This window comes from Cedecea neteri NBRC 105707 = ATCC 33855 (genome assembly GCF_001571265.1).
Lineage (GTDB): Bacteria > Pseudomonadota > Gammaproteobacteria > Enterobacterales > Enterobacteriaceae > Cedecea > Cedecea neteri.
Map to the genome: position 1 here is coordinate 100235 of NZ_BCTL01000016.1, position 21804 is coordinate 122038.

Sequence of the window (21804 nt, forward strand, 5' to 3'; positions counted from 1 at the left end):
GGAATAATAGTACATTTTTCCGCGTTGATTGCAAGGGAACCCGAGGCTAACTGTCTTATAAGTAAACAATTAGTTGGCGATAAAGCGCTTCTCGTCGGTCAGCACCTGCAGCAGTAAATCAAGCTGCGGCTTGGTCTCATTGATCCGTTTACCCTGCAGATCGTACATTCGATAGTTGCCGTTGTTATTGAGCACCAGCGTCATCTCAGGCGTTGTCACGGCCAGGGTTTGATTGTCTGCCCCAATGACCCAATTATTACGACGCGTCGCGGCAAATAAATCCTCACCCTGGGAATACTCATTGGCCGCCGTTTTAACGTGCAGCAAACGCTGCATCAGGGTGGTCATCACATCCTGATGATCGGTGAGTTTGGTGATGGTCTGCGCCGGCGTTCCGGGCCAGTGAATCACTAGCGGAACCTGGATGCGCGCGCGTGACCAGGCAAAAGAGTCCCGCTGGTTACCGAGCGGAATACCGTGGCCTGCGGTGATAATCACCACTGTGTTTTGTAGTTTACCTGCCGCTTCCAGCGCATCAAGAACGCGTTTAATCTGCTCATCAACGTTACCGGCTGCGCGTGAATAGCGTTGTTCAAAGCCCTGTTGATTACCGTTGTCGTCGAGGCTGGTGCCGTTAAAGGCGACCCAGGAGAACCAGCGATTGTCCTCGGAAGCATACTGGTTAAGCCAGCTAATCCACTGTGCCGCCGTCTGGCTGTCGTTCTGGTTTTTGGCCGGGCGCAGTGAGAAATCAGAAAGCAGAGCCTGGCGGTACATCGCCGAGTTAAAGCCGTCGGACGCAAACAGGCCAAGCTGGTATCCCTGCTGATTAAGACCGGTAATCAGTGCGGCAGGCGTGCGGCTTGAAAGCACGCCGTCCATATAAGCCGGGGAGATGCCGTAGAACAGGCCGAAGATGCCGCTGTCGGTGTTATTCCCGGAGCTCATATGTTGAGTAAAGCGAATATTGTCGCGGGCAAATGCCTTCAGCGCCGGCATATCTTTACTCACGGTTCCTGCATTCAGCCCGTCAACGGTAATCAGCAGCACATTGTTTCCGAGACCCATATCGCGGAATTGCAGATTACTCAGCGGATACTGGACCGACAGCGCTTCCGGGCTACCTTGCTCAACCAGCCTGCGCTGGTATTCCTGGGCATCCAGCAGACCGTGTTTTTCAAGGAAGCGACGCGCAGTCATTGGGTATGAGAGCGGCAGATTCGCTCGCTGCATAGTAATAGGGCGATAGAAGTTAGCATCCGCCCAGATGTACATCAGGTGGCTGCTAAAGAAAGAGATAAAGAACAGAATCACCAAAGGGCGCGCATATTGGCGACGACGCCCGAGGCTTCGCAGTTTTTGCCAGCTCCACGTCGCAAACAGCATCTCAATAAGCAAAATCACCGGCACACTAATAAACATTAGCTGCCAGTCGCGGGCCATCTCCCCCTGATCGGGGTTAATCACCAGTTCCCAGACGGTGGGATTAAGGTGGAGGTGGAAACGCGTAAAAACTTCGCTGTCTATCAGCAGCAGCGTCATGCCCGCCGTCGCTAAGGCCGCACTGATGAAGCGCAGCAGGCGCTGCGACATGAGGATAAATGTCAGCGGAAATATAAGCAGTAAATAGGCAGAAAATACCAAAAAGCTGAAGTGCCCAACGACGCTCAGCCAGGAATAAATCCTGCCCGTCAGCGTCGTTGGCCAGTCGGCGATAAACAGATAGCGGCTACCCAGCAGCATGGCCAGCAGGATATTAAACAGGGCGAACCAGTGCCCCCAACTGACCATTTGGGAAACTTTTTCGCGGTAGCGCTGACGGTTAGTCACCATAACTTGTTACGATAGTTCCTTAGTGGGCTTTATCTTCGCTCACCGAAGCTTGAAGCGCCTCAGCAAAGGAGCGAGCCAAAGGACGACGCTGAGCGGACGCCACGTCGGTGTTTATCAGATTGGTGACCATGTTTCCCAATACCATCAGGGAAAGATCGGTAGGCGCGTGGTGTTTTTCCAGCACGGCTGCCAGTTCGGTCAGCATCGCTTCAACTTGTTCGTCACTGTAGCGGGATGTTTGTGGCATAAATTCAAAATCATTCGTATTCGGGAAAGGGCATTATCTTACCGTAGCAGGGACGATTTTTCCGCTTTTTTATCACGACTTGCGTCCCGGTAGCGGCAGTGGTTGAATACCGCCCGGTCTTAAAGGAGAGTTTAACATGAGTCTGGATATCAACCAGATTGCCCTGCATCAATTGATTAAGCGCGATGAGCAGACGCTGGACGTCGTGCTGCGCGACTCGCTGCTGGCAACTGACGGCGCCGTCGAAGAGATGATGGCGGAACTGCATCGCGTATATAGCGCTAAAAATAAAGCTTACGGCCTGTTCAGCGAAGAGAGCGAACTGGCCGAAGCGTTGCGTCTGCAGCGCAATGGCGACGAAGATTTTCTTGCCTTTACCCGTGCGGCGACCGGTCGTCTTCGCGATGAGCTGGCAAAATACCCGTTTGCCGACGGCGGTATCGTGCTGTTCTGCCACTATCGTTACCTGGCGGTAGAATATCTGCTGGTGGCGGTGTTGAACAATCTTAGCAGCATGCGCGTTAACGAAGAGCTGGATATCAGCGCGACCCACTATCTCGATATTAATCATGCGGATATTGTGGCGCGTATTGATTTGACCGAATGGGAAACCAATCCGGAATCTACCCGTTACCTGACCTTCCTGAAGGGCAGAGTGGGACGCAAAGTGGCCGATTTCTTTATGGACTTCCTGGGCGCCAGCGAAGGGTTGAACGCCAAAGCGCAGAACAAAGGTCTGCTGCAGGCGCTGGACGACTTCACTAACGAAGCTCAGTTGGACAAAAACGAACGCCAGGCCGCGCGCCAGCAGGTTTACGCTTACTGCAATGAGCAGCTTCAGGCGGGTGAGGAGATTGAACTTTCTTCTCTGGCCGATGAGCTGCCGTGGGCGGTAGACGATAAGAACTTCCAGCAGTTCACCGCCGAGAAAGGCTATGAACTGGAAGAGAGCTTCCCGGCCGATCGCGGTACGCTACGCCAGCTGACGAAATACGCCGGTAGCGGCGGCGGGCTGACGATTAACTTCGATGCCATGCTGCTGGGAGAGCGTATTTTCTGGGATCCGGCAACCGACACCTTAACCATTAAAGGGACGCCGCCGAACCTGCGCGACCAGCTCCAGCGCCGAACCTCAGGCAAATAACCAACCAACACGGCCCGGGTTTTCAGCCGGGCCGTATCAAAACGCTAACGATTACGGCGACACCGTAGGGGCAGTATTCGGGATGTATTCTGGCTCCGGCCCTTCGCTTTCGGGCAGGCGCTGCAAATGGCGGATCTCAAGTTTTTGCCCCATCCAGACGGCGTGATCGGTATGATCGGCCCTGGGCTGCCCAGTGTTGGGATGCAGCAGCACGGTTAACCCGCAGCGGTTCAGCATCAGCCACGGCGCAAATCGCGCATACTCCTCCGGCATAAAAGCGACCTGGTACATCGGCAGCGCATGAGGGCCAACGGGCACATCGTGCCAGCGCCCCAGCAGCACTGAAAAACGCAGCGCTATCTCCGCCCGGATCCGCTCCGCAATTAGCCTTTGTTCAGGCGTCTCGAAATAGATATGGGCGTGGTAGCTTTGTATCGTCCTGATAGCCTGGATATCCTTCTCTACGGCGGGCACCAGCGATGCACCCGCAGGGATTTTTTCAACCATGGAATTTGTCTCTTTTAGCCAGGCGTGGCGTCGGAAATGCTTATATAACAAAAAACCCCGCCGAAGCGGGGTTTTTTTCGAACTAAACTCGCGATTAAGCGCGAACGAAGTCGATGTGAGTCAGTTTTGGCTTGAACGGGTGACGCTGAACAGCCTGAACTTTCACTTTTACTTCTTTACCGTCGATAGACAGGGTCAGAACTTCTTCGTAGAAACCAGGTTTAGCCTGCTGGTTCATTACGGAGTCGTGATCCAGTTCGATGGAAACAGGAGCTTCCGCGCCACCATAAACGATAGCTGGGAATTTGTTTGCTGCACGCAGGCGGCGGCTCGCACCCTTGCCCTGCTCTTTACGTTCTACTGCATTGATAGTAAACATTGAATGTTTCTCTTTAAATAAGCCTGCTACAGGCGACCCAGCAGCAGGTAAAGTTTTCTGCTTTGCGGATGCAAAAGCGGGCGGCATTATAGCCATATCTGACTCAGTCGGCAATGAAAAGTACCGGTTAGCCGCGTAATTCGTTGGCCCGGCGGAAGCGTCCCTGGTAGTCGAAAACCTTTTCACGCACGTTCCAGAACTGGCCATTTTTACGGGCTACCACAAAATCTGGATGGCGCAGCAGCGGCTGTTGAGCCACAACATCTGCAACGGTAATCCAGCGTAACGGCACGCCGGGCGCCCGCGAGTGTGGGCGGATAAACAGCTGTTCGAATGCCATACGCTGGGCCGGCGTATGGAGGCGGAAACGCTCGCTAACGTCTGCGCCATCTTCGTCGTAATAGGTGATTTTTAGCCAATCGCCTTTAGCGTCTCCGCCGGACTGTAGCGTCATGCCGCTGCAGCGCAGCACCAGGGCATCTTTCAGCTTCAGCGCCGCTTTAAGCATATCGTCCGGGTCCACCAGAATGTGATCGCACTGATGGCAGCGGCGGGCGGCGATATCGTTTTCAGCATTGCAGTTAGGGCAATTTTTGAAGCGGAAGCGATAGTCGCACTGCTCGCGCAGGCCGTCATCGTCTTCAAACCAGCCCTGGCAGCGGCGGCCAAAGTGTTCAATCACCTTGCCGTCCGCCGTTGTTTTCCCCCAGAAAGTATTGGCAAAACCGCATGAAGGGCAAAAGACCTGCACCGGCACGTTGTCGCTCTTCCCTTTGGTGCTACCCACTTCCGGCGTGAATAAGTCGTGCGGATTTCCGGCATAGTCGAGAATCAAGCAGTCTTTTTTCCCCGGAGAGAGGCGCAGGCCGCGGCCAACAATTTGTTGATAAAGGCTCACGGACTCGGTAGGGCGCAGAATGGCTATCAGGTCAACGTGCGGCGCGTCGAAGCCGGTGGTCAGTACCGCCACGTTCACCAAAAAGCGGAATTGTTGATTTTTAAAAGCCTCGATGAGCGTATCGCGGGCGGGGCCTGGCGTGTCGGCCGTAATCAGAGCCGCGTCGTTTACGGGCAGGAGGGCCGTTATCTCTTTCGCGTGTTCTACCGTGGCGGCAAAGATCATCACGCCGCGCCGGTCTGCGGTAAATTCAACGATCTGGCTGATGATATGCGGCGTAATGCGTTTTTGTTGTTTCAGCTCGCGGTTCAGATCCGCTTCGCTAAACAGCCCGTTAGACTGTGCCTGCAGGCGGCTAAAATCGTACTGTACCACCGGCATATCCAGCCTTTCCGGCGGCGTCAGATAACCATGCTTAATCATATAGCGCAGCGGGAGCTCGTAAATGCAGTCGCGAAACAGCGCTTTTTCATCGCCGCGAACCATGCCGTGATAATGAAACTGATAAATCCAGCCTTTACCGAGGCGGAAGGGGGTGGCGGTCAGCCCCAATAGCCGTAGCCTGGGATTGTTGCCGCGCAGATGCGCCAGAATTTGCTGATACTGACTTTCGTCGCTGTCGCCGATGCGGTGGCACTCATCGACAATCAGCAGGGAAAATTCCCCGTGAAAATGCTCGAGATTGCGGGCAACGGATTGAACGCTGCCAAATACTACTTTGCCCTGGCTTTCCTTGCGCTGCAGGCCCGCGGCGAAAATATCCGCTTCCAGCCCGAGAGAGACATATTTCGCATGATTTTGCGCCACAAGCTCTTTCACATGGGCCAGCACCAACACGCGCCCGCGCGCCACTTTTGCAAGCTCCGCAATCACCAGGCTTTTGCCCGCGCCGGTGGGCAACACGATGACGGCAGGTTCAGAGTGCTTGCGGAAGTAGTTGAGGGTGGCATCCACCGCTTCTTGCTGGTAAGGACGAAGAGTAAAAGACATGGCCGGGCGGTTTTTCAACCTTGTTATCAAATGACTGCAACGATTATGCCATAAAGCACGGTTTTACCTTGAGAGAGTTTTTGATGTCGCTATACTGGCAAACTAATTATCAGGCAAACCAATTTCCACCTGAATGTGGGCTTCAGCCCCTGCCGCACGCTCGCTTGTCGGCACCTTCATGAAACAGGCAATACACTAATGCGACTCGACAAATTTATCTCTCAGCAGCTCGGTATCAGCCGCGCTATTTCTGGCCGTGAAATCCGCGCTAACCGCGTCACCATTGACGGTGAAGTTGTGCGTGACGCCTCTTTTAAACTGCTGCCGGAACATCAGGTTGCGTTTGACGATAATCCTCTGGCTCAGCAGCATGGCCCTCGCTACTTCATGCTGAACAAGCCGCAGGGGTACGTCTGTTCTACCGACGATCCCGATCATCCGACGGTGCTTTACTTCCTCGATGAGCCGGTGGCGCACAAGCTGCACGCAGCGGGACGCCTTGATATCGACACTACCGGCCTGGTGCTGATGACGGACGACGGCCAGTGGTCGCACCGCATAACCTCTCCACGCCATCATTGCGAAAAAACCTATCTGGTTACGCTGGAATCACCGGTTGAAGAGGGCACGGCGGAGCACTTCGCCAAAGGCGTTCAACTGCATAATGAGAAAGATCTCACCAAACCTGCCGTGCTGGAGGTGATTACGCCGACGGAAGTGCGTCTGACCATCAGCGAAGGCCGCTATCATCAGGTAAAACGCATGTTTGCCGCAGTGGGTAATCATGTGGTTGGCCTGCACCGTGAGCGCATTGGTGACATCGCCCTGGATCCTGAACTGGCGCCAGGAGAGTACCGCCCGTTAACCGAACAGGAAATTGCCAGCGTTGGCATGCCCTAATCACCGGAGTCACTTTTGAGCCGTAAACAGAACTCTTCTGTCGGTATTATCGTTATCCTTGGCCTGCTGGCGATGCTTATGCCGCTGTCCATCGATATGTACTTACCGGCGCTGCCGATGATTGCCCAGGGCTTTAATGTCCCGGCGGGCAGCGCACAAATGACCCTCAGTACCTATATTTTGGGTTTTGCCATCGGGCAGATCTTCTACGGGCCGATGGCCGATAGCCTGGGACGTAAGCCGGTGGTGCTTGGCGGCACGCTGGTGTTCGCGCTGGCAGCAATCGCCTGTGCGTTTTCCCAGACCATCGAACAGCTCATTTGGATGCGTTTTCTGCACGGCCTTGCGGCGGCTGCGGCGAGCGTAGTGATCAACGCCCTGATGCGTGATATCTACCCGAAAGAAGAGTTCTCCCGGATGATGTCTTTCGTGATGTTGATAACGACCATTGCGCCGCTGGTGGCGCCAATGATCGGTGGGGCAGTGTTGGTGTGGTATAGCTGGCACACGATCTTCTGGATTCTGGCCGCCGCTGCGCTGCTCGCATCTGCAATGATTTTCTTCTTTATTCACGAAACCCTTGCGCCTGAAATGCGTCAGAAATTTAACTTGCGCACCACGGCCGGTAATTTCGCCACGCTGTTCCGCCATAAGCGGGTGCTGAGTTATATGCTGGCCAGTGGCTTCAGCTTTGCCGGGATGTTCTCATTCCTCAGCGCCGGGCCGTTCGTTTACATCGAATTAAACCATGTTTCGCCGCAGCACTTTGGTTACTACTTTGCGCTGAACGTCGTGTTCCTGTTCTTCATGACCATGATCAACAGCCGCTTTGTGCGCCGGGTTGGGGCCATCAACATGTTCAGGGCCGGGCTGTACATTCAGTTTGCGATGGCGGTGTGGCTAGTGGTCAGCAGCCAGCTGGACTTCGGTTTCTGGGCGATGGTGCTTGGCGTGGCGGTGTTTATCAGCTGCGTGTCGCTGGTGTCATCCAATGCGATGGCGGTCATTTTGGATGAGTTCCCGCATATGGCGGGGACGGCATCTTCACTGGCCGGGACATTCCGCTTTGGCATCGGGGCGTTAACCGGGGCGCTTCTCTCGGTGGCGACCTTCAACACGGCCTGGCCGATGATCTGGTCCATTGCCATTTGTGCGACAGCCTCCGTGCTGTTCTACTTTTACGCCAGTAAAACCCGCCACACGAAAGCCTGAAAATCGACGGGCGTTTTGTTCAAAAACGCCCGTTTCCTCCCTGATAATTCCCACAACGTATGTGCAAGTACAGGATATATGTTTCGCATATGTAAAAGGCTCAACTGTAAAAAGTCACAACTTTGTAGTTAAAAAGGTTGAGTTAGATCTCAGAAAGCGATACATATAGCGCCGAAACGCGTGCCATAGCACAAAAATAAAGCGTTAGTTTTGAAATCTATACATTGGATGTGAGCCGTTTTTATGCTCGTTTAAACGCAATTTATCAACATTGTGTTAACCTTTGTGTAAAGAGTTTGAGATAAATTGCCGATTGGAACTTCCGGGGAAATGAAATTGAACACCATACAACTGTCCATCGTGCATCGTTTGCCGCAGAGCTATCGCTGGTTGACGGGTTTTGCAGGCTCCAGAGTTGAACCGATTCCGCAAAATGCACAGCATGACGACGATTGCCTGATTGGCCTTAAGCTGCTTAGCCCGGATGGGGAAAAAGCGTGGCCGATCATGGATACGCTCAGCCAGGCGTTAAGCGACATAGAAGTGGACAGCTCGGTCGTGGAGTGTGAAGGTGAGCCGTGCCTGTTTGTTAACCTGCAGGACGAGCTGGCCGCGACCTGTCGCCTGAAAAACGTGGGCGTCGCCATCGCCGAATCTTTTTCCAGCCATAACCCTTTCTGAATTTCAGGCGAGCGCCAGCAGCTGACGCGTGTAGTCGCTTTGTGGGGCGCTAAATATCTGCCTGCAGTCTCCCTGTTCGACAACTTCTCCCTGACGCAGTACCACCATCTGATGGCAAAGCGCTTTCACCACCTGCAAATCATGGCTGATGAAGATATAAGCCAGGCGGTGTTTTTCCTGCAAAGATTTTAGCAGCGTCAGAATTTGGGCCTGAACTGACCGGTCGAGCGAAGAGGTGGGTTCATCCAGGACGATAAGCTGCGGCTGTAAAATCAACGCTCTGGCAATAGCGATGCGCTGACGCTGGCCGCCGGAAAACTCAGCCGGGTAGCGGTGCAACATGTCTGCCTGCAGCCCGACCTCTTCCAGCGCCTGAATCACTTTGGTCTGACGTTCTGCGGCGTTTAACGCCGGATGATGTACCCGCAGGCCTTCCTCTACAATTTGCAGCACATCCAGGCGTGGATTCAGTGCCGAATTAGGATCCTGGAACACGACCTGCACCCGACGGCGCAGCGGCAGCAGCTGTTTGCGGTTGAGCTGGTGGAGCGGCTGACCGTCGAACCAGACTGCGCCGGTAGAATGAATTAATCGCAGTAGCGCCAGGCCGGTGGTGCTTTTGCCCGATCCTGACTCTCCAACCAGCCCCAGGCTCTCTCCAGGGCGCAGCTCAAAACTGAGATTTTTCAGCCCGTAGTGATGGCCCACCGTTCTTTTCAGCAGGCCCCGGCGAATGGGAAACGCGACCTGCAGATCCTCAACTTTGAGCAGGGGGTTAACGCCCGCAGCAAGGGGGACGGGGTCGCCTGACGGTTCTGCATTCAACAGCTGTTGGGTATAAGGATGCCGGGGATGAGTGAACAGATCGGTGGTGGGTTGTTGCTCCACGCATTTGCCGTGACGCATAACCGCCACATTGTCCGCCAGCTTTTTCACGATACTCAGGTTGTGGGTGATAAACAGCAGGCCCATGTTCAGCTCCTGCTTCAACTCTTGCAGCAACTGCAGGATTTGCGCCTGGACCGAAACATCCAGCGCGGTTGTCGGCTCATCGGCAATCAGCAATTCAGGGCGGGTTAGCAGCGCCATCGCAATCATAACGCGCTGGCGTTCGCCACCGGACAGCAGGTGAGGGTAGTCCTGAAGCCGGGTCGCGGGGTTGCGGATCCCCACGCGATCGAGGCAGGTAAGGATCTCCGCACGGGCAGCTTCAGGCCGCATTCCCCGGTGCAGAGAGAGCACCTCATACAGTTGCTTTTCGAGGGTGTGCAAGGGATTGAGCGACACCATCGGTTCCTGAAAGATCATTGCGATTTTGTTGCCGCGCACGCCACGCAGCGCCTTTTCCGGGGCGTTTAACAGGTCGTTGCCGTGAAACAAAATTTCCCCGGAGGGATAAACCACAGGCGGAGACGGCAGCAGGCGCAGCACGGAAAGCGCCGTCACGCTTTTGCCTGAGCCAGACTCGCCGACCAGCGCGAGCGTTTCACCCGCTTCCACCTGAAGCGATACCGAGTCCACCACCTGGCGCAGCGTTTTACCTTGCTGAAAAGCAATAGAAAGATCGTTGATAGCGAGTAGCGGAGTCGTCATAGTCAGCGCGCCTTAGCCGGATCAAAGGCGTCACGAACCGCTTCGCCAATAAAAATTAACAGGGAGAGCAAAATGGCCAGAGATAAGAAGGCGGAGATACCCAGCCACGGCGCCTGAAGGTTGTTTTTGCCCTGTAGCACTAGCTCCCCCAGCGACGGCGACCCCAGCGGCAGGCCAAAGCCGAGGAAATCCAGTGAGGTCAGGGTCGTTATCGATGCGCACAGAATAAAGGGCAGGAAGGTCAGGGTGGCCACCATGGCGTTAGGCAGCATATGGCGGGTCATGATTGACCAGTCGCCGACGCCCATCGCCCGCGCCGCGCGAATATAGTCGAAGTTGCGGGTGCGCAAAAACTCTGCCCGCACAACGCCCACCAGCCCCATCCAGCCAAATAAAACGGTAATGCCCAGCAGCCACCAAAAATTGGGCTGCACCACGCTGGAGAGCATGATTATCAAAAACAGCGTCGGCATGCCGGACCAGACTTCAATCAGCCTCTGCCCCCACAGGTCGATGCGTCCGCCGTAATAGCCCTGTACCGCCCCGGCCAGAACACCAATAATGCTGGAGAAAAAGGTCAGCAGCAGGCCGAAGAGCACGGAAATACGCGTCCCGTAGAGGATCCTCGCCAGCACATCGCTGCCGTTGGCGTCGGTGCCAAGCCAGTTTTGTGCGCTGGGCGGCGAAGGAAAAGGCACGTTGCTGGCGTAGTTGATGGTGTTGCTGCTAAAGCGGATCGGCGCCCAGAGGATCCAGCCTTTTTCATTCAGGCGTTCCGTTAGCCACGGATCCTGGTAGTCCGCGGGAGTCGAGAGTGGGCCGCCAAAATCACTTTCGCTGTAGTTTTTCAGCGCCGGGAACCAGAGCTTGCCTTCGTAGCTCACCACCAGTGGGCGCTCGTTGGCGACCAGCTCTGCCCCCATGCTCAGGACAAAAATCAGCGCAAAGATCCACAGCGACCAGTAGCCGCGACGGTTCTGGCGAAAACGCGCCCAGCGCGCCTGGTTTACCGGACTTAATCGGCTCATCCTCGTCCCTCAAAATCAATACGGGGATCGACCAGCGTGTAGGTGACATCGCTGATGATGTTGGTCAGCAGGCCAATCAAACTAAAAATATAAAGGGTGCCGAAAATCACCGGGTAGTCGCGCGAAATAGTGGCTTCATAGCCCAGCAGGCCCAGCCCGTTAAGCGAGAACATCACCTCAATCAGCAGCGAGCCAGTGAAGAACATGCTGATAAACGTCGCCGGGAAACCGGCAATCACCAGCAGCATCGCGTTACGAAAGACGTGGCGATAAAGAATTTTTTTCTCATCCAGGCCTTTGGCTCGCGCCGTCACCACATACTGCTTGCGAATCTCATCGAGAAAGGAGTTTTTCGTCAGCATGGTTAACGTGGCAAAGCCGCCGATGACCGTCGCCAGCACCGGCAGCGTGATATGCCACAGGTAGTCGGTAATTTTGCTGTACCAGGGTAGGGCGTCAAAATTGGCTGACGTTAGTCCCCGTAGCGGGAACCAGTCGAGATAAGTCCCGCCGGCAAACAGTACAATCAGCAGGATGGCAAACAAAAATGCCGGAATGGCGTAGCCAATAATAATGAAAATGCTGCTCCAGATATCAAAGCTACTGCCGTTGCTCACCGCCTTACGGATCCCCAACGGAATCGACACCATATAGATAATCAGCGTGCTCCACAGCCCGATGGAAATGGAGACGGGGAGACTGTCTTTGATCAGCTTAATCACCGAGGAGCTACGGAACAGGCTATTGCCGAAGTCGAAACGTAAATAGTCGCCGAGCATAGTGAAATAACGTTCGTGCAGCGGTTTGTCGAACCCGTAGCGGTGCACAATATCGGCTATGACTTCCGGGTCAAGGCCTCGCCCCCCGCGATACTGGCTGCTGGTAGCGTCACCCACGCCCGTTCGGGCATGACCGCTGCCCATGGCGTTGTTGCTCACGCCGGGCATGCCGGTTGTGTGGCCCATTTGTATTGCGGCAATGGCCTGATCCACCGGCCCACCGGGGGCAATCTGCACGATGAAAAAGTTAATAGTGATTATCGCCCACAGCGTGGGAATGATAAGCAGCAAACGCCGCAGGATATAGGCGCCCACGTTAGTCCCCCTGACGCCGGTCGGCGGGCAGCTTCGCCGCTTTGTTTACGTCATACCACCAGTTATCAAAACCCGTGCTGTAGAGCGGGTGAATGGCGGGGCGGGAGAACTTATTCCACCAGGCCAGGCGGTCGGCCGACATATACCACATTGGCAGCATATAGTTGTTCCAGGTCAGCACGCGGTCAAGGGCACGGCCCAGCGGCAGCAGTTTTTTCTTGTCGCCCTGGTTGGCGATAATCATCTCAATAAGCTTGTCGACCACCGGGCTTTGCACCCCTGGCGCGTTATAGCTGGAATTGATGTACTCCGATGCCCAAATAATTTGCAAACTCGGGCTTGGGTAAGGCATGGCGCTGTATAAACTTGGCATCATGTCGTAATCACGGCTGCGCAGGCGGCTTGAAAGCTGCGAGTTATCAACCTGGCGGATATTCATGATGATGCCCAGGCGCTGCAAATTGCGCTGGAACGGGAGGATCCATTGCGTGTTGCCGGTCGTGCCGGTCAGCAGTTCGAACACAAACGGCTGGCCGGTGCTGACGTTTACCAGCTTCTGGTCTTTTAATTCCCAACCCGCTTCTTTGAGCAGGCTGAGCGCCTTGAGCAGGTTCTCCCGGTCAAACCCGCGTCCGTCGGATTTAGGCGGGTTATAAATAGAAGTGAAAACCTCCGACGGGAGATCTTTTTTCATCGGCGCCAGCAGCATCAGTTCGTCGGCATCCGGGTAGCCGCGAGCAGCGTATTCTGTATTCTGAAAATAGCTGTTGGCCCGGCTGTAAGCGCCATAAAACAGCGCCTTGTTCATCCACTCAAAATCAAAGGCCAGGCCGATGGCTTCCCTTACCCGGCGGTCGCTGAAAATGGGGCGCTGGATGTTGAACGCCAGCCAGCGGGTGTCCTGGGCGGATTCGTTTTTTTGCTCATCCTTGACGATGTAATGGTTGCTGAAGTTTTTCCCGATGTAGCGCGTGGCCCAGTTTTTGGCTGAGACTTCAGTGCGATAATCAAATGCCCCGGCCTTGAACGCCTCAAAAGCCACGTCATCATCGAGATAATAGTCGTAGCGGATGGTATTAAAGTTCCAGCGCCCGCGGTTTACGGGCAGATTTGCTGCCCAATAGTCACGGACTCGAGAATAGATGATGTATTGCCCCATTTTCCAGTCGGTGATTTTGTAAGGCCCGCTGGAAAGCGGCGGGGAAGAGAGCGGGTCGCTCAGCTTGTGGTCTTTCCAGAACTTTTCCGGGAACACCGGGAGCGAAAACAGGCCCAGCATTCGGTCTTTACTCGGCGTGGCAAGCTCAATACGCACGGTGAGCGGCGCAATGGCGCGTACCGTCGCTCCCTTGTAAATCAGACGGAATTGCGGCACGCCTTCCGTCATGAATTTATTGAAGGTGAAGGCGACGTCTTCGGCGGTAATCGGGCTGCCGTCCTGAAAGCGCGCGCGCGGGTTAATGGACACTTCGGCCCAGGCAAAGTTGGACGGGTAGCGGGCCATCTCGGCAATCAAAGGATAATAGCTGCCGGGTTCGTCATCGGAAGTGGTGAACAGCGTGTCGTACAGCGTGTCAGTGCGAACGCCCGGATTCCCCCGCATGGCATAACGGTTGAAATTATCAAAAGTGCCAATGGCCGAGAGCGTGATATTGCCGCCCTTGGGGGCGGCGGGATTGACGTAATCAAACTGCGTGAAGTTGACGGCGTACTTAGGATCGCCCAGTACGGCAAAGGAGTAGCTTTCGTTTATCTCTGCGGCGCGTAGCGTGAGGGAAAGGGTGCTCAGGCAAAGCAGCATCAGTGCACGTACAGCTTTTGTCATCTTCATTCCTTGCCCGGTGGATGGGAAAGCGCAGGCGACACGCGGCTGCGCCCGGTAAGCCCATGATGGTTAATCATAAGTTAGCCGGTGAAGAATGCGCAATGCCTGTCAGTCTTTCAATTCGTCATAAAGCGTGTGGGAGGGGTTCCAGCTAACGAGCTGGCTCAGGGTAAGCGGGCGGCTGAAGTAATAGCCCTGCAGGAAATTACAGCCGCGTTCGATAAGCCATTTCGCCTGCTCCGGCGTTTCAACCCCTTCTGCTACCGTGTTCATGTTCAGGCGTTGGGCAAGCGTCAGCACGGCGTCCAGCACCGGCGCGGTCACCGTTTCCATGCCGATAGAGTTGACGAAGCCACGGTCGATTTTCAGGTAATCCAGCGTAAAACGCTCCAGGTAAATCAGCGCGCTGTGGCCGGTGCCGAAGTCATCAACTGCGATTTCAAACCCCTGTTCGTGCAGCCACGCGAAAATGCCCATCGCCTCTTTTTCTTTCAGCATGTCTCGTTCGGTTATCTCAAACACTAACTGGAAATGGTGTGGCGGCAGTGAAGCGGCGAAGGTCTGAATATCTTGCTTAAACGTCGGGGAGTGAAGATGGCTTGGGGCCAGATTCACCCCCAGCTTGGCCCCGGCGGGCAGAACTTTTTGCAGCGTGGGTGCATCCTGGGCAATCAATTCAAACAAATGGCGCGTGAGTGGCACAATCAACTGCTGAGCTTCGGCAAAGCCAATAAACGCATCCGGGGGGATCATGCCCGCCGTTGGGTGCTCCCAGCGCATCAGCACCTCTATACCACGCATCTGCAGAGCCTGTGAGTCGACCACGGGCTGGTAAACAACAAAAAATTGCCCCCGCTTGATGCCGGTAAGAATTTCTTTTCCGGCACGTACTTTCACCGAGAGAAAGTAACCGCACAGCGCGGCGCTCAGCAGACCGGATAATAACCCAGCCAGAATGGCCAGTTGAATGTCCTCAAGCGGCCACGGAGTGCCATAAATGTAGAGTTTAATTGGGTAACCGCTAAGGACAGAAATTCTGGTGGGCGAGGGGGGAAGTTCATCGATATTTATCACGTCCGGTGAATAGGAGGTGAGCGCTTTGTTACCCACCACCAGCGCCATAGAACTGATGTCTTGCTGGCGGGAGGTGAAAACCAGATAAGGCGTGAGATTGACGTTTAGCGTGGTGAAAACGCCACGTCCCGAAGCCAGCGGGTTGAGAAACCAGGCGGCAATTACCGGCTTGCCCGGCATCATCGGCGTGCCGTTCATAATAGCCAGATCGACGGCTTTATTGATGTTCAGTTCGGGCTCCAGCGCATCCATCGACATTTCCATGCTGCCGGTGGCGGAAGAGCAGTAGGCGATGCCGTTACGCACCAGCAAAAAGGCTCGTACGTTGGGATTAAAAGCCGCGCGGGAAGTGAGCTCGCCGCTGACTCTCTCACATTCATTCATGGTTAAAGGCTGAATACCGTCGGCGGTGGCGTGAAGATCTTTAAAGAAGGTATCAAGGTAGTTGCTGATGTCGCGAGAGAGGAGATTATAGGCGGACTCACGCTTTGAGTGGAGCGCCAGGCTGGTTATCCCGCCGATGAATAATGCGGCAAATAAGCCCATCAGAAGGCTAAACGCGACTATCTGTTTTGGGGTGCTGAAGTAGCGCGAAAAAATATTCTTATAAGACATGGATGTATGAGTCCCGCAGGGGCAAGCGAATCATCGTTTGTTTTATGCTTTTTTCTGACTATAACCCATAACCAGGAAATTGTTTAATTTGTTTCATAGGGTAACTATTCGATGTTTCGTTTTTCAGAGGAAAGAGTAACCAGCTGAATTACAGGCATAAAAAAACGCTGCGTTGGCAGCGTTTTTAACGTTGGTACTTTGCTGAGTAGCCAAGGGAATAACTCTCAACAAAACATATCTTGCGGCGGCGTTAGCTGCGGCTTAGCACTCTGCGTGCTTCGTTGTAACGCTTCTTCCAGTAAGGTTCATCCATGCTGGAAATCACCACCCCGCTGCTGGTGGAAGCATGTACAAATTGGTTATTCCCAATGTAGATGCCCACATGGCGCCCGGTTGAACCGGCACGGAACAGCACTAAATCGCCGGTGCGTAATTTATTACGCGAAACAGATTTACCGGACTCCTGCTGCTCAGACGTTGAACGAGGCAGGGTCAAACCAAACTGCTCCTGGAACGTGCGTTGCACGAAGGCAGAACAATCGATACCTGCTCTGCTGCTGCCGCCAAGACGGTAGCGTACCCCTTTCCAGCTCGCGTACTGATCCATAATGCGCGACTTCACGTCAACATTACGAACCATCTCTTCGAATTCATCCTGAGAGGCTTGCAGTAAAAAACTATCTTTTTCACCGACTGCATGCGTCTCAGAATGCATATTTGCTGTGTTAGTCGAACTACAGGCGGAAAGCATAACTGCTACCGCAATCGCGGGGATTGCCCGCAAGATGTATCTCAAAATAGGCTGAGATTTGACCATTTTGTTTGTTTTCCCTTGATGTCCTTAACGAATAATTCGTTATACAAAAATACCAACGTGACGAGACTAATTACCTAAAAGCCACGAGACAATTATTCATGCACAAAAATGTGGAACATCGCACACTTTTATTCACAGCACAAATAGATCAGCCGCAGAGCAAACTTTCCCGAGACTACCCGATAAAACCGGGCTATGCGAGCGTTTTTATTCTTATTTTTATAAGAAATTGTGATGATTCGTCGCGAAAGGTTATTTCGAACAAATGATCGGCGATGCCGCTGGTTTTATCGCCAGGTCATTCAAATTGAAGTGGATTTTGTGTGAGTAAATATTCATCTGGTTGTCATAATGATGAAAAAACAAGCAAGAGCCTCTGCTGGCTCCCGCCTGTTGACTATCTTTATCACTTATTCATCGTTAGCGAGGGATTTTATATTTTCCTGGTACTGTGTGATTCAGTACAGAAATTAACCGATCGCTAATTGGGGTTAATAGTACCCAGGGCAGGCCAACCAGGGCAATAGAGACTGACCCGACATAGACATCGGTAAACCAGTGCGCGCCGATCATGATTCTTGGCGAAGAGAAGATAAAGAAGATCGCGACGGCAATAAGAAACGCGCGTAGGCCGAAATAACGCAGCATAAAACCGGTGAAGATGAGCAGCATCAGGCCGTGATCGCCTGGGAAGCTGTCGCTAGAGGCATCTTTCGTCGGGAAGTGCAGCAGTTCGCTGACGCGATGAATGTCGGGGAAGAACAGCGTCGGGCTGGCGTGTGCCACCGGAATAAGGTGGCCGAGTTGATTAATCACCACGGCGCACAGCAGCATCACCACGCCCATCAGTACCAGATGGCGGCGACCTGCGCCGTCTTCATGCAGCCAGAACCACGAGAACAACGCGCCCATTGCCAGCAGCGAAATACCGTCGAAGGCCCGGTTATTGGTGATGGCAATCAGCGTTAAAAAGGTATGGCTCTTGACCAGTTCATTATTAAAGAAATGGAACAGCGAGGCATCAATATTGAACCAAAATCCATGGTTCTCGGGCAGGTACCAGCTAAAGAACAGGGCAAAGCCCAGAGCGTTCAGCAGCAGGATGAGAGGGAGGCGATTAATCATGATACAGCTTCTAAATCTCATTACGGGGGCGGAAAGGTAGACGTGTCAACTTAAACGTAAGCTCAACAGGCTGGATTGCAGGGCGTTCCAGTCGGGCTGAGCCGGGTGTATCAATTCGATGCGGCTATCCAGCGGCGGCGCGGATTGCGTTTCAATATGCAGGTCGTTGCCCTGGCGATTGATACGCACCAGGCCTTCGGGAATACGCAGCACGCCTTTAACTCGTTCGACCGGGGCAAGACGCGCCCACTCCAGCAGGCCAATGGTGTCGAAAACGGTTTCTTCATCGAAAATCCAGCCACAGGCGTAATAACCCTGCCCGCTGTTCACGCTCCGACGCCAGCGCTGGTGCCCCGGAAGGCTCAGTGCGGCAAGGCCATGAGGGACCGATTGGGCATGCTGGTGCTCAGGGCTGTGTGGCAGCTCACGCTGATTCAGTCTTGGTCTGTCGAGAAGCGCAATGTCGACGGCCCCTTTTTCCGCATGCACCCGTTCGCGGTTATCGCCATTATGTTGATACCAGCGCTCCAAAGCCGTTTGGCTTTCCGCCGTGGCGCGATCTTGTTTATTTGCCACAATGACGTCCGCCGCAGCAAGCTGGTCGCGGAAGTTGTCATTATTCAGGGCTTTTTCGTCCAGAAGCTGGCGGGCGTCCAGCAGGCAAAGTGTGGCCCGCAGATCAATCCACGGCTGATATACGTCGGCTGTGAGCATATCCAGGATTTGTTTCGGGTGGCCGAGGCCGGTAGGTTCAATCAGCAAGCGGTCGGGCTTGCCCTGGCGCAGCAGCGTATTGAGGCCAACCTGCATCGGCAGGCCGTTAACGCAGCACATACAGCCGCCAGGGATCTCCTTCAGCAGCGCGCCGCTGTCTGCCAGCAGTGCGCCATCAATGCCCACTTCGCCAAATTCATTGACCAACACCGCCCACTTTTCATCAGCGGGCTTATTGGCCAGTAAATGCAAAATAGTGGTGGTTTTACCGCTGCCCAGAAAGCCGGTAATTAAATTCGTTTTTGTCACGGTGACTCCGGGGGGTTTACTGCCTGTAAACCACGTCAATCTATCAGTGATTATTCATTATTTACGCTGACTATCCTGACGACAACCCGGTGAAAAGAGAAGCCTTAACGCGGCTTACCGCACGGTAAGACCACGTTAAGCGCATTGATTGTTAACTTCGGTTCAAGTTTTCAACCACACCGCGTGCGCCCAGGCGAATGAGTTGTTGCCAGGCTTGCTGAACGTTTTCGACAAACTTTCCGTTTTTCGGCAGGTCATCACCAAAAATCTCGCTCAGGCTGAGGAGGGCGCTGACGCGTTCGTTTTCGCTGCTGTCACTCACCAACATCTGGATTTTGCCTTGCAGCGGATCGCGAACGTCAATCGCGTGGCCCTGTTCATCGATGCCGCTGACGTAGCGCATCCAGCCGGCAATCCCGAGCGCAAGGCATGACCAGCTGCTCTCGTTTTCCAGATGCCAGCGTACGCCTTCCAGCCAGCGTTGGGGGAGTTTCTGACTGCCGTCCATGGCGATTTGCCAGGTACGGTGCTTCAGGGCCGGGTTTGTGAACCGCTCTAGCAGGCTGGTGGCGTACTGATTCAGATCGACGCCGCGAATATTCAGCGTCACGGCCTGCTCCTGCAGCATCAGGCGCCGTGCGGCACGGGCAAAGTGTTCGTCGGCCATGCAATCATTAATGTGCTGGTAACCGGCAAGGTAGCCGAGATAAGCAAGAAATGAGTGGCTGCCGTTAAGCATCCGCAGCTTCATCTGTTCGTAGGGCACAACATCGTCAACCATTTCCACACCGACGGCTTCCCATTCAGGGCGACCAGCCACGAAATTATCTTCAACTACCCACTGAATAAACGGCTCGGCGGCAATGGCACAGGGATCTTGTACGCCCAGTATTTCCGCAATTTCCTGCAGCGATTCCTCCGTGGCCGCCGGGACAATGCGGTCAACCATAGTGCTCGGGAAAGTGACCTCTTTGGCAATCCATTCTGCCAGCCCGGTGCTGCGGCTCGCGGCCATACCCAACACGGCCTGGCGAACCAGATGCCCGTTATCAGGAATGTTATCGCAGGATAAGACCGTAAAAGGGCCTAATCCACGTTCGCGGCGGCGGCCGAGCGCCTCAACAAGTATTCCTGGTACGGAATGCGGAGCCTGAGGTGACGCCAGATCGTGAATAATCCGCTCATTGGTGGTATCGAGTTTTCCGCTGGCGGGATCGATGCAGTAACCTTTTTCAGTCACTGTCAGGGAAACAATGGCGACCTGCGGTTCACAAAACTTCTCTATGATGGCCTCCATGCCGTCCAGCTTCGCATTCAGGCACTCTTTTACGGCGCCAATGACCCGCGCCTGGTTTCCCGTTGCCCCTTTTTCCAGCACCGTAAAAAGATGATCCTGTTGCCGAAGATCTCGCATCAATTTATCGCCGTTAAACAGGCTGATCTCGCAGATCCCCCAGTCGCCGCCCAGCTTGTTAAGAACCCGATCGGTAAGCAAGGCCTGGTGCGCACGATGGAAAGCGCCAAACCCAAAATGCACGATACGCGTCTTAAGCGCGCGGCGGTCGTAGTTTGGCCGTTGAACGGTATCCGGAAGTGAAGCAGTGGCAAGGGTGTCCATAGAGTCGCATCCTGTGAGGGGGAAGTGGGAATCCATGCAGTGTAAATCTGTATGACAGGAAATAAAATTGGTCTATTAATTTAATCGTTTTTGTGTGATTCAGGTCTGATAATGAGATGGGGATGGTTAATTGGTATAATAACTTTGGTGGAAAGAAAGAAAAAACGCTCCCGAAGGAGCGTCATTAATCATCAGTCTGCGCGGCCCATAGAGCGTTTTTCTGCAATATGAATACGGATTTTCTCGCCGGCAACCATGTATTCCGGTACCTGAATCACCAGGCCGGTGGACAGGGTGGCTGGTTTGGTGCGGGAGCTGGCAGAAGCGCCTTTGATGCCCGGTGCGGTTTCGATGATTTCCAGATCCACGGTTTGCGGCAGCTCCAGCGCCAGCAGCTGGCCGTCCCAGGTCAGCACCTGCATATCCGGCATACCGCCTTCAGGAATGAACTGCAGCTCTTCTTCGATCTGGTCTTTGGTGAAGATGTACGGCGTGTAATCTTCTTTATCCATGAACACGTATTCGTTGCCGTCGATATAGGAGAAGTCAACGAAGCGGCGGGTCAGGGTAATGGTGTCAACGATATCGTCACCCTTGAAGCGCTCTTCCACTTTCTGCCCGGTACGAACGTCAGAGAAACGCATCTTGTACAGGGTTGCTGCGCCGCGAGCGCTGGGAGCCTGGATGTCAATATCTTTAACAATCAGCAGTTTGCCATTGTAATTGAGAACCATGCCTTTTTTGATTTCGTTAGCTCTTGCCATCGGTGTTTCCTGTCAAAAATTGAGATGCGAAAATATTGCGTCAAAGTACTCGTGAGGCGCGTTTCAGGCAAGTGGATTTGATAAAGAAGCATAAAAGTAAGGGGGTTACGCCAGGGCGTGGCGGCACATCCTGCTTTGCCGACACGCCTGACGCGGAAAGCGCCTTAGCCGCGGCCATCCTTAGGCGCCAGGAAATAGAAAGCAAACGGCAGCGAACACAGAATAGTGAACATAATCGTGTAGATGGCAACCCACGCACCCTGCATGATAAACATGTCCAGCGTCCACTGTTCCATTGGCCAGTTGTACTGCTCTTCCACGCCTTCAAAGATGACTTTTGAAATCAGCGACACCACGATGGTGAAGACGATAACAACCGCGATAAGGAATTTTTTACCTTCTGGGGTACGAAGTTTTGCAAACATATCAGCCTCCTG

Annotated in this window: 20 protein-coding genes; 4 read left to right on the forward strand and 16 right to left on the reverse strand. The window is 54.0% G+C overall.

Annotation, left to right across the window (positions count from 1 at the left end; genetic code table 11):
- Positions 1–69 precede the first annotated feature (69 nt).
- Together yejM and CNE01S_RS08265 are read right to left on the reverse strand one after the other, a co-directional pair.
- On the reverse strand, positions 70–1833 hold the full coding sequence (gene yejM, locus CNE01S_RS08260) for an LPS biosynthesis-modulating metalloenzyme YejM (protein ID WP_061275020.1): 1764 nt from the start codon (positions 1831–1833) through the stop codon (positions 70–72).
- A gap of 19 nt (positions 1834–1852) precedes the next feature.
- Positions 1853–2080 carry a YejL family protein gene (locus CNE01S_RS08265; protein ID WP_008459871.1) on the reverse strand — a complete coding sequence of 76 codons (228 nt, stop codon included), beginning with the start codon at positions 2078–2080 and terminating at the stop codon, positions 1853–1855.
- 136 nt (positions 2081–2216) lie between these two features.
- Between CNE01S_RS08265 and yejK the strand changes: the two genes are divergently transcribed.
- Complete coding sequence (gene yejK / locus CNE01S_RS08270; RefSeq protein WP_061275022.1) at positions 2217–3224, forward strand: nucleoid-associated protein YejK; 1008 nt, start codon at positions 2217–2219, stop codon at positions 3222–3224.
- A 51-nt stretch (positions 3225–3275) separates the two neighbouring features.
- Here yejK and CNE01S_RS08275 read toward each other — a convergent pair whose 3' ends face one another.
- The 3 genes from CNE01S_RS08275 to radD all read right to left on the reverse strand — a co-directional run bounded on the left by CNE01S_RS08275 (position 3276) and on the right by radD (position 5998).
- Complete coding sequence (locus CNE01S_RS08275) at positions 3276–3731, reverse strand: DOPA 4,5-dioxygenase family protein (protein ID WP_061275025.1); 456 nt, start codon at positions 3729–3731, stop codon at positions 3276–3278.
- Between the two features lie 94 nt (positions 3732–3825).
- On the reverse strand, positions 3826–4110 hold the full coding sequence (rplY, locus tag CNE01S_RS08280) for a 50S ribosomal protein L25 (protein WP_038480998.1): 285 nt from the start codon (positions 4108–4110) through the stop codon (positions 3826–3828).
- 127 nt (positions 4111–4237) lie between these two features.
- The gene (gene radD / locus CNE01S_RS08285) at positions 4238–5998 is read right to left on the reverse strand and encodes a DNA repair helicase RadD (RefSeq protein WP_061275026.1); all 1761 of its coding nucleotides are present in this window, start codon (positions 5996–5998) and stop codon (positions 4238–4240) included.
- Between the two features lie 198 nt (positions 5999–6196).
- On the opposite strand from radD, the gene rsuA reads away from it, so the two are divergent.
- The 3 genes from rsuA (at position 6197) to CNE01S_RS08300 (ending at position 8791) form a co-directional block, all read left to right on the forward strand.
- Positions 6197–6898: a 16S rRNA pseudouridine(516) synthase RsuA gene (gene rsuA / locus CNE01S_RS08290; RefSeq protein ID WP_061275028.1), complete on the forward strand. Its 702-nt coding sequence runs from the start codon at positions 6197–6199 to the stop codon at positions 6896–6898.
- 15 nt (positions 6899–6913) lie between these two features.
- Positions 6914–8110: a Bcr/CflA family multidrug efflux MFS transporter gene (locus CNE01S_RS08295; protein WP_061275030.1), complete on the forward strand. Its 1197-nt coding sequence runs from the start codon at positions 6914–6916 to the stop codon at positions 8108–8110.
- 336 nt (positions 8111–8446) lie between these two features.
- Positions 8447–8791 (forward strand): YejG family protein, encoded by a 345-nt coding sequence (locus CNE01S_RS08300; RefSeq protein WP_061275115.1) that lies wholly within the window; start codon positions 8447–8449, stop codon positions 8789–8791.
- A 3-nt stretch (positions 8792–8794) separates the two neighbouring features.
- On the opposite strand, the gene yejF is transcribed toward CNE01S_RS08300, so the two are convergent.
- The 11 genes from yejF to CNE01S_RS08355 all read right to left on the reverse strand — a co-directional run bounded on the left by yejF (position 8795) and on the right by CNE01S_RS08355 (position 21792).
- Positions 8795–10384, reverse strand: coding sequence for a microcin C ABC transporter ATP-binding protein YejF (gene yejF / locus CNE01S_RS08305; RefSeq protein WP_061275032.1), 1590 nt, complete (start codon positions 10382–10384; stop codon positions 8795–8797).
- A 2-nt stretch (positions 10385–10386) separates the two neighbouring features.
- The gene (locus tag CNE01S_RS08310; RefSeq protein WP_061275034.1) at positions 10387–11412 is read right to left on the reverse strand and encodes a microcin C ABC transporter permease; all 1026 of its coding nucleotides are present in this window, start codon (positions 11410–11412) and stop codon (positions 10387–10389) included.
- A complete protein-coding gene (locus tag CNE01S_RS08315) occupies positions 11409–12506 on the reverse strand; it encodes a microcin C ABC transporter permease YejB (protein WP_061275036.1) in 1098 nt (365 codons plus the stop codon). The genes CNE01S_RS08310 and CNE01S_RS08315 overlap by 4 nt, the downstream gene beginning before the upstream one ends.
- Position 12507: 1 nt before the next feature.
- Entirely contained in the window at positions 12508–14331 is a 1824-nt protein-coding gene (locus tag CNE01S_RS08320) for an extracellular solute-binding protein (protein ID WP_061275038.1), read from the reverse strand.
- A 108-nt stretch (positions 14332–14439) separates the two neighbouring features.
- A complete protein-coding gene (gene pdeN / locus CNE01S_RS08325) occupies positions 14440–16020 on the reverse strand; it encodes a cyclic di-3',5'-guanosine monophosphate phosphodiesterase PdeN (protein WP_061275041.1) in 1581 nt (526 codons plus the stop codon).
- A 250-nt stretch (positions 16021–16270) separates the two neighbouring features.
- Positions 16271–16837, reverse strand: coding sequence for a bifunctional murein DD-endopeptidase/murein LD-carboxypeptidase (gene mepS / locus CNE01S_RS08330; RefSeq protein ID WP_061275044.1), 567 nt, complete (start codon positions 16835–16837; stop codon positions 16271–16273).
- A gap of 420 nt (positions 16838–17257) precedes the next feature.
- A complete protein-coding gene (locus CNE01S_RS08335; RefSeq protein ID WP_061275047.1) occupies positions 17258–17962 on the reverse strand; it encodes a phosphatase PAP2 family protein in 705 nt (234 codons plus the stop codon).
- A 45-nt stretch (positions 17963–18007) separates the two neighbouring features.
- Positions 18008–18985 (reverse strand): CobW family GTP-binding protein, encoded by a 978-nt coding sequence (locus tag CNE01S_RS08340; RefSeq protein WP_061275050.1) that lies wholly within the window; start codon positions 18983–18985, stop codon positions 18008–18010.
- 151 nt (positions 18986–19136) lie between these two features.
- Positions 19137–20603 (reverse strand): mannitol dehydrogenase family protein, encoded by a 1467-nt coding sequence (locus CNE01S_RS08345; protein ID WP_061275054.1) that lies wholly within the window; start codon positions 20601–20603, stop codon positions 19137–19139.
- A gap of 191 nt (positions 20604–20794) precedes the next feature.
- Entirely contained in the window at positions 20795–21367 is a 573-nt protein-coding gene (yeiP, locus tag CNE01S_RS08350; protein ID WP_008459912.1) for an elongation factor P-like protein YeiP, read from the reverse strand.
- Positions 21368–21531: 164 nt separating this feature from the next.
- Entirely contained in the window at positions 21532–21792 is a 261-nt protein-coding gene (locus CNE01S_RS08355) for a DUF2534 family protein (RefSeq protein WP_061275056.1), read from the reverse strand.
- Positions 21793–21804: the final 12 nt, after the last annotated feature.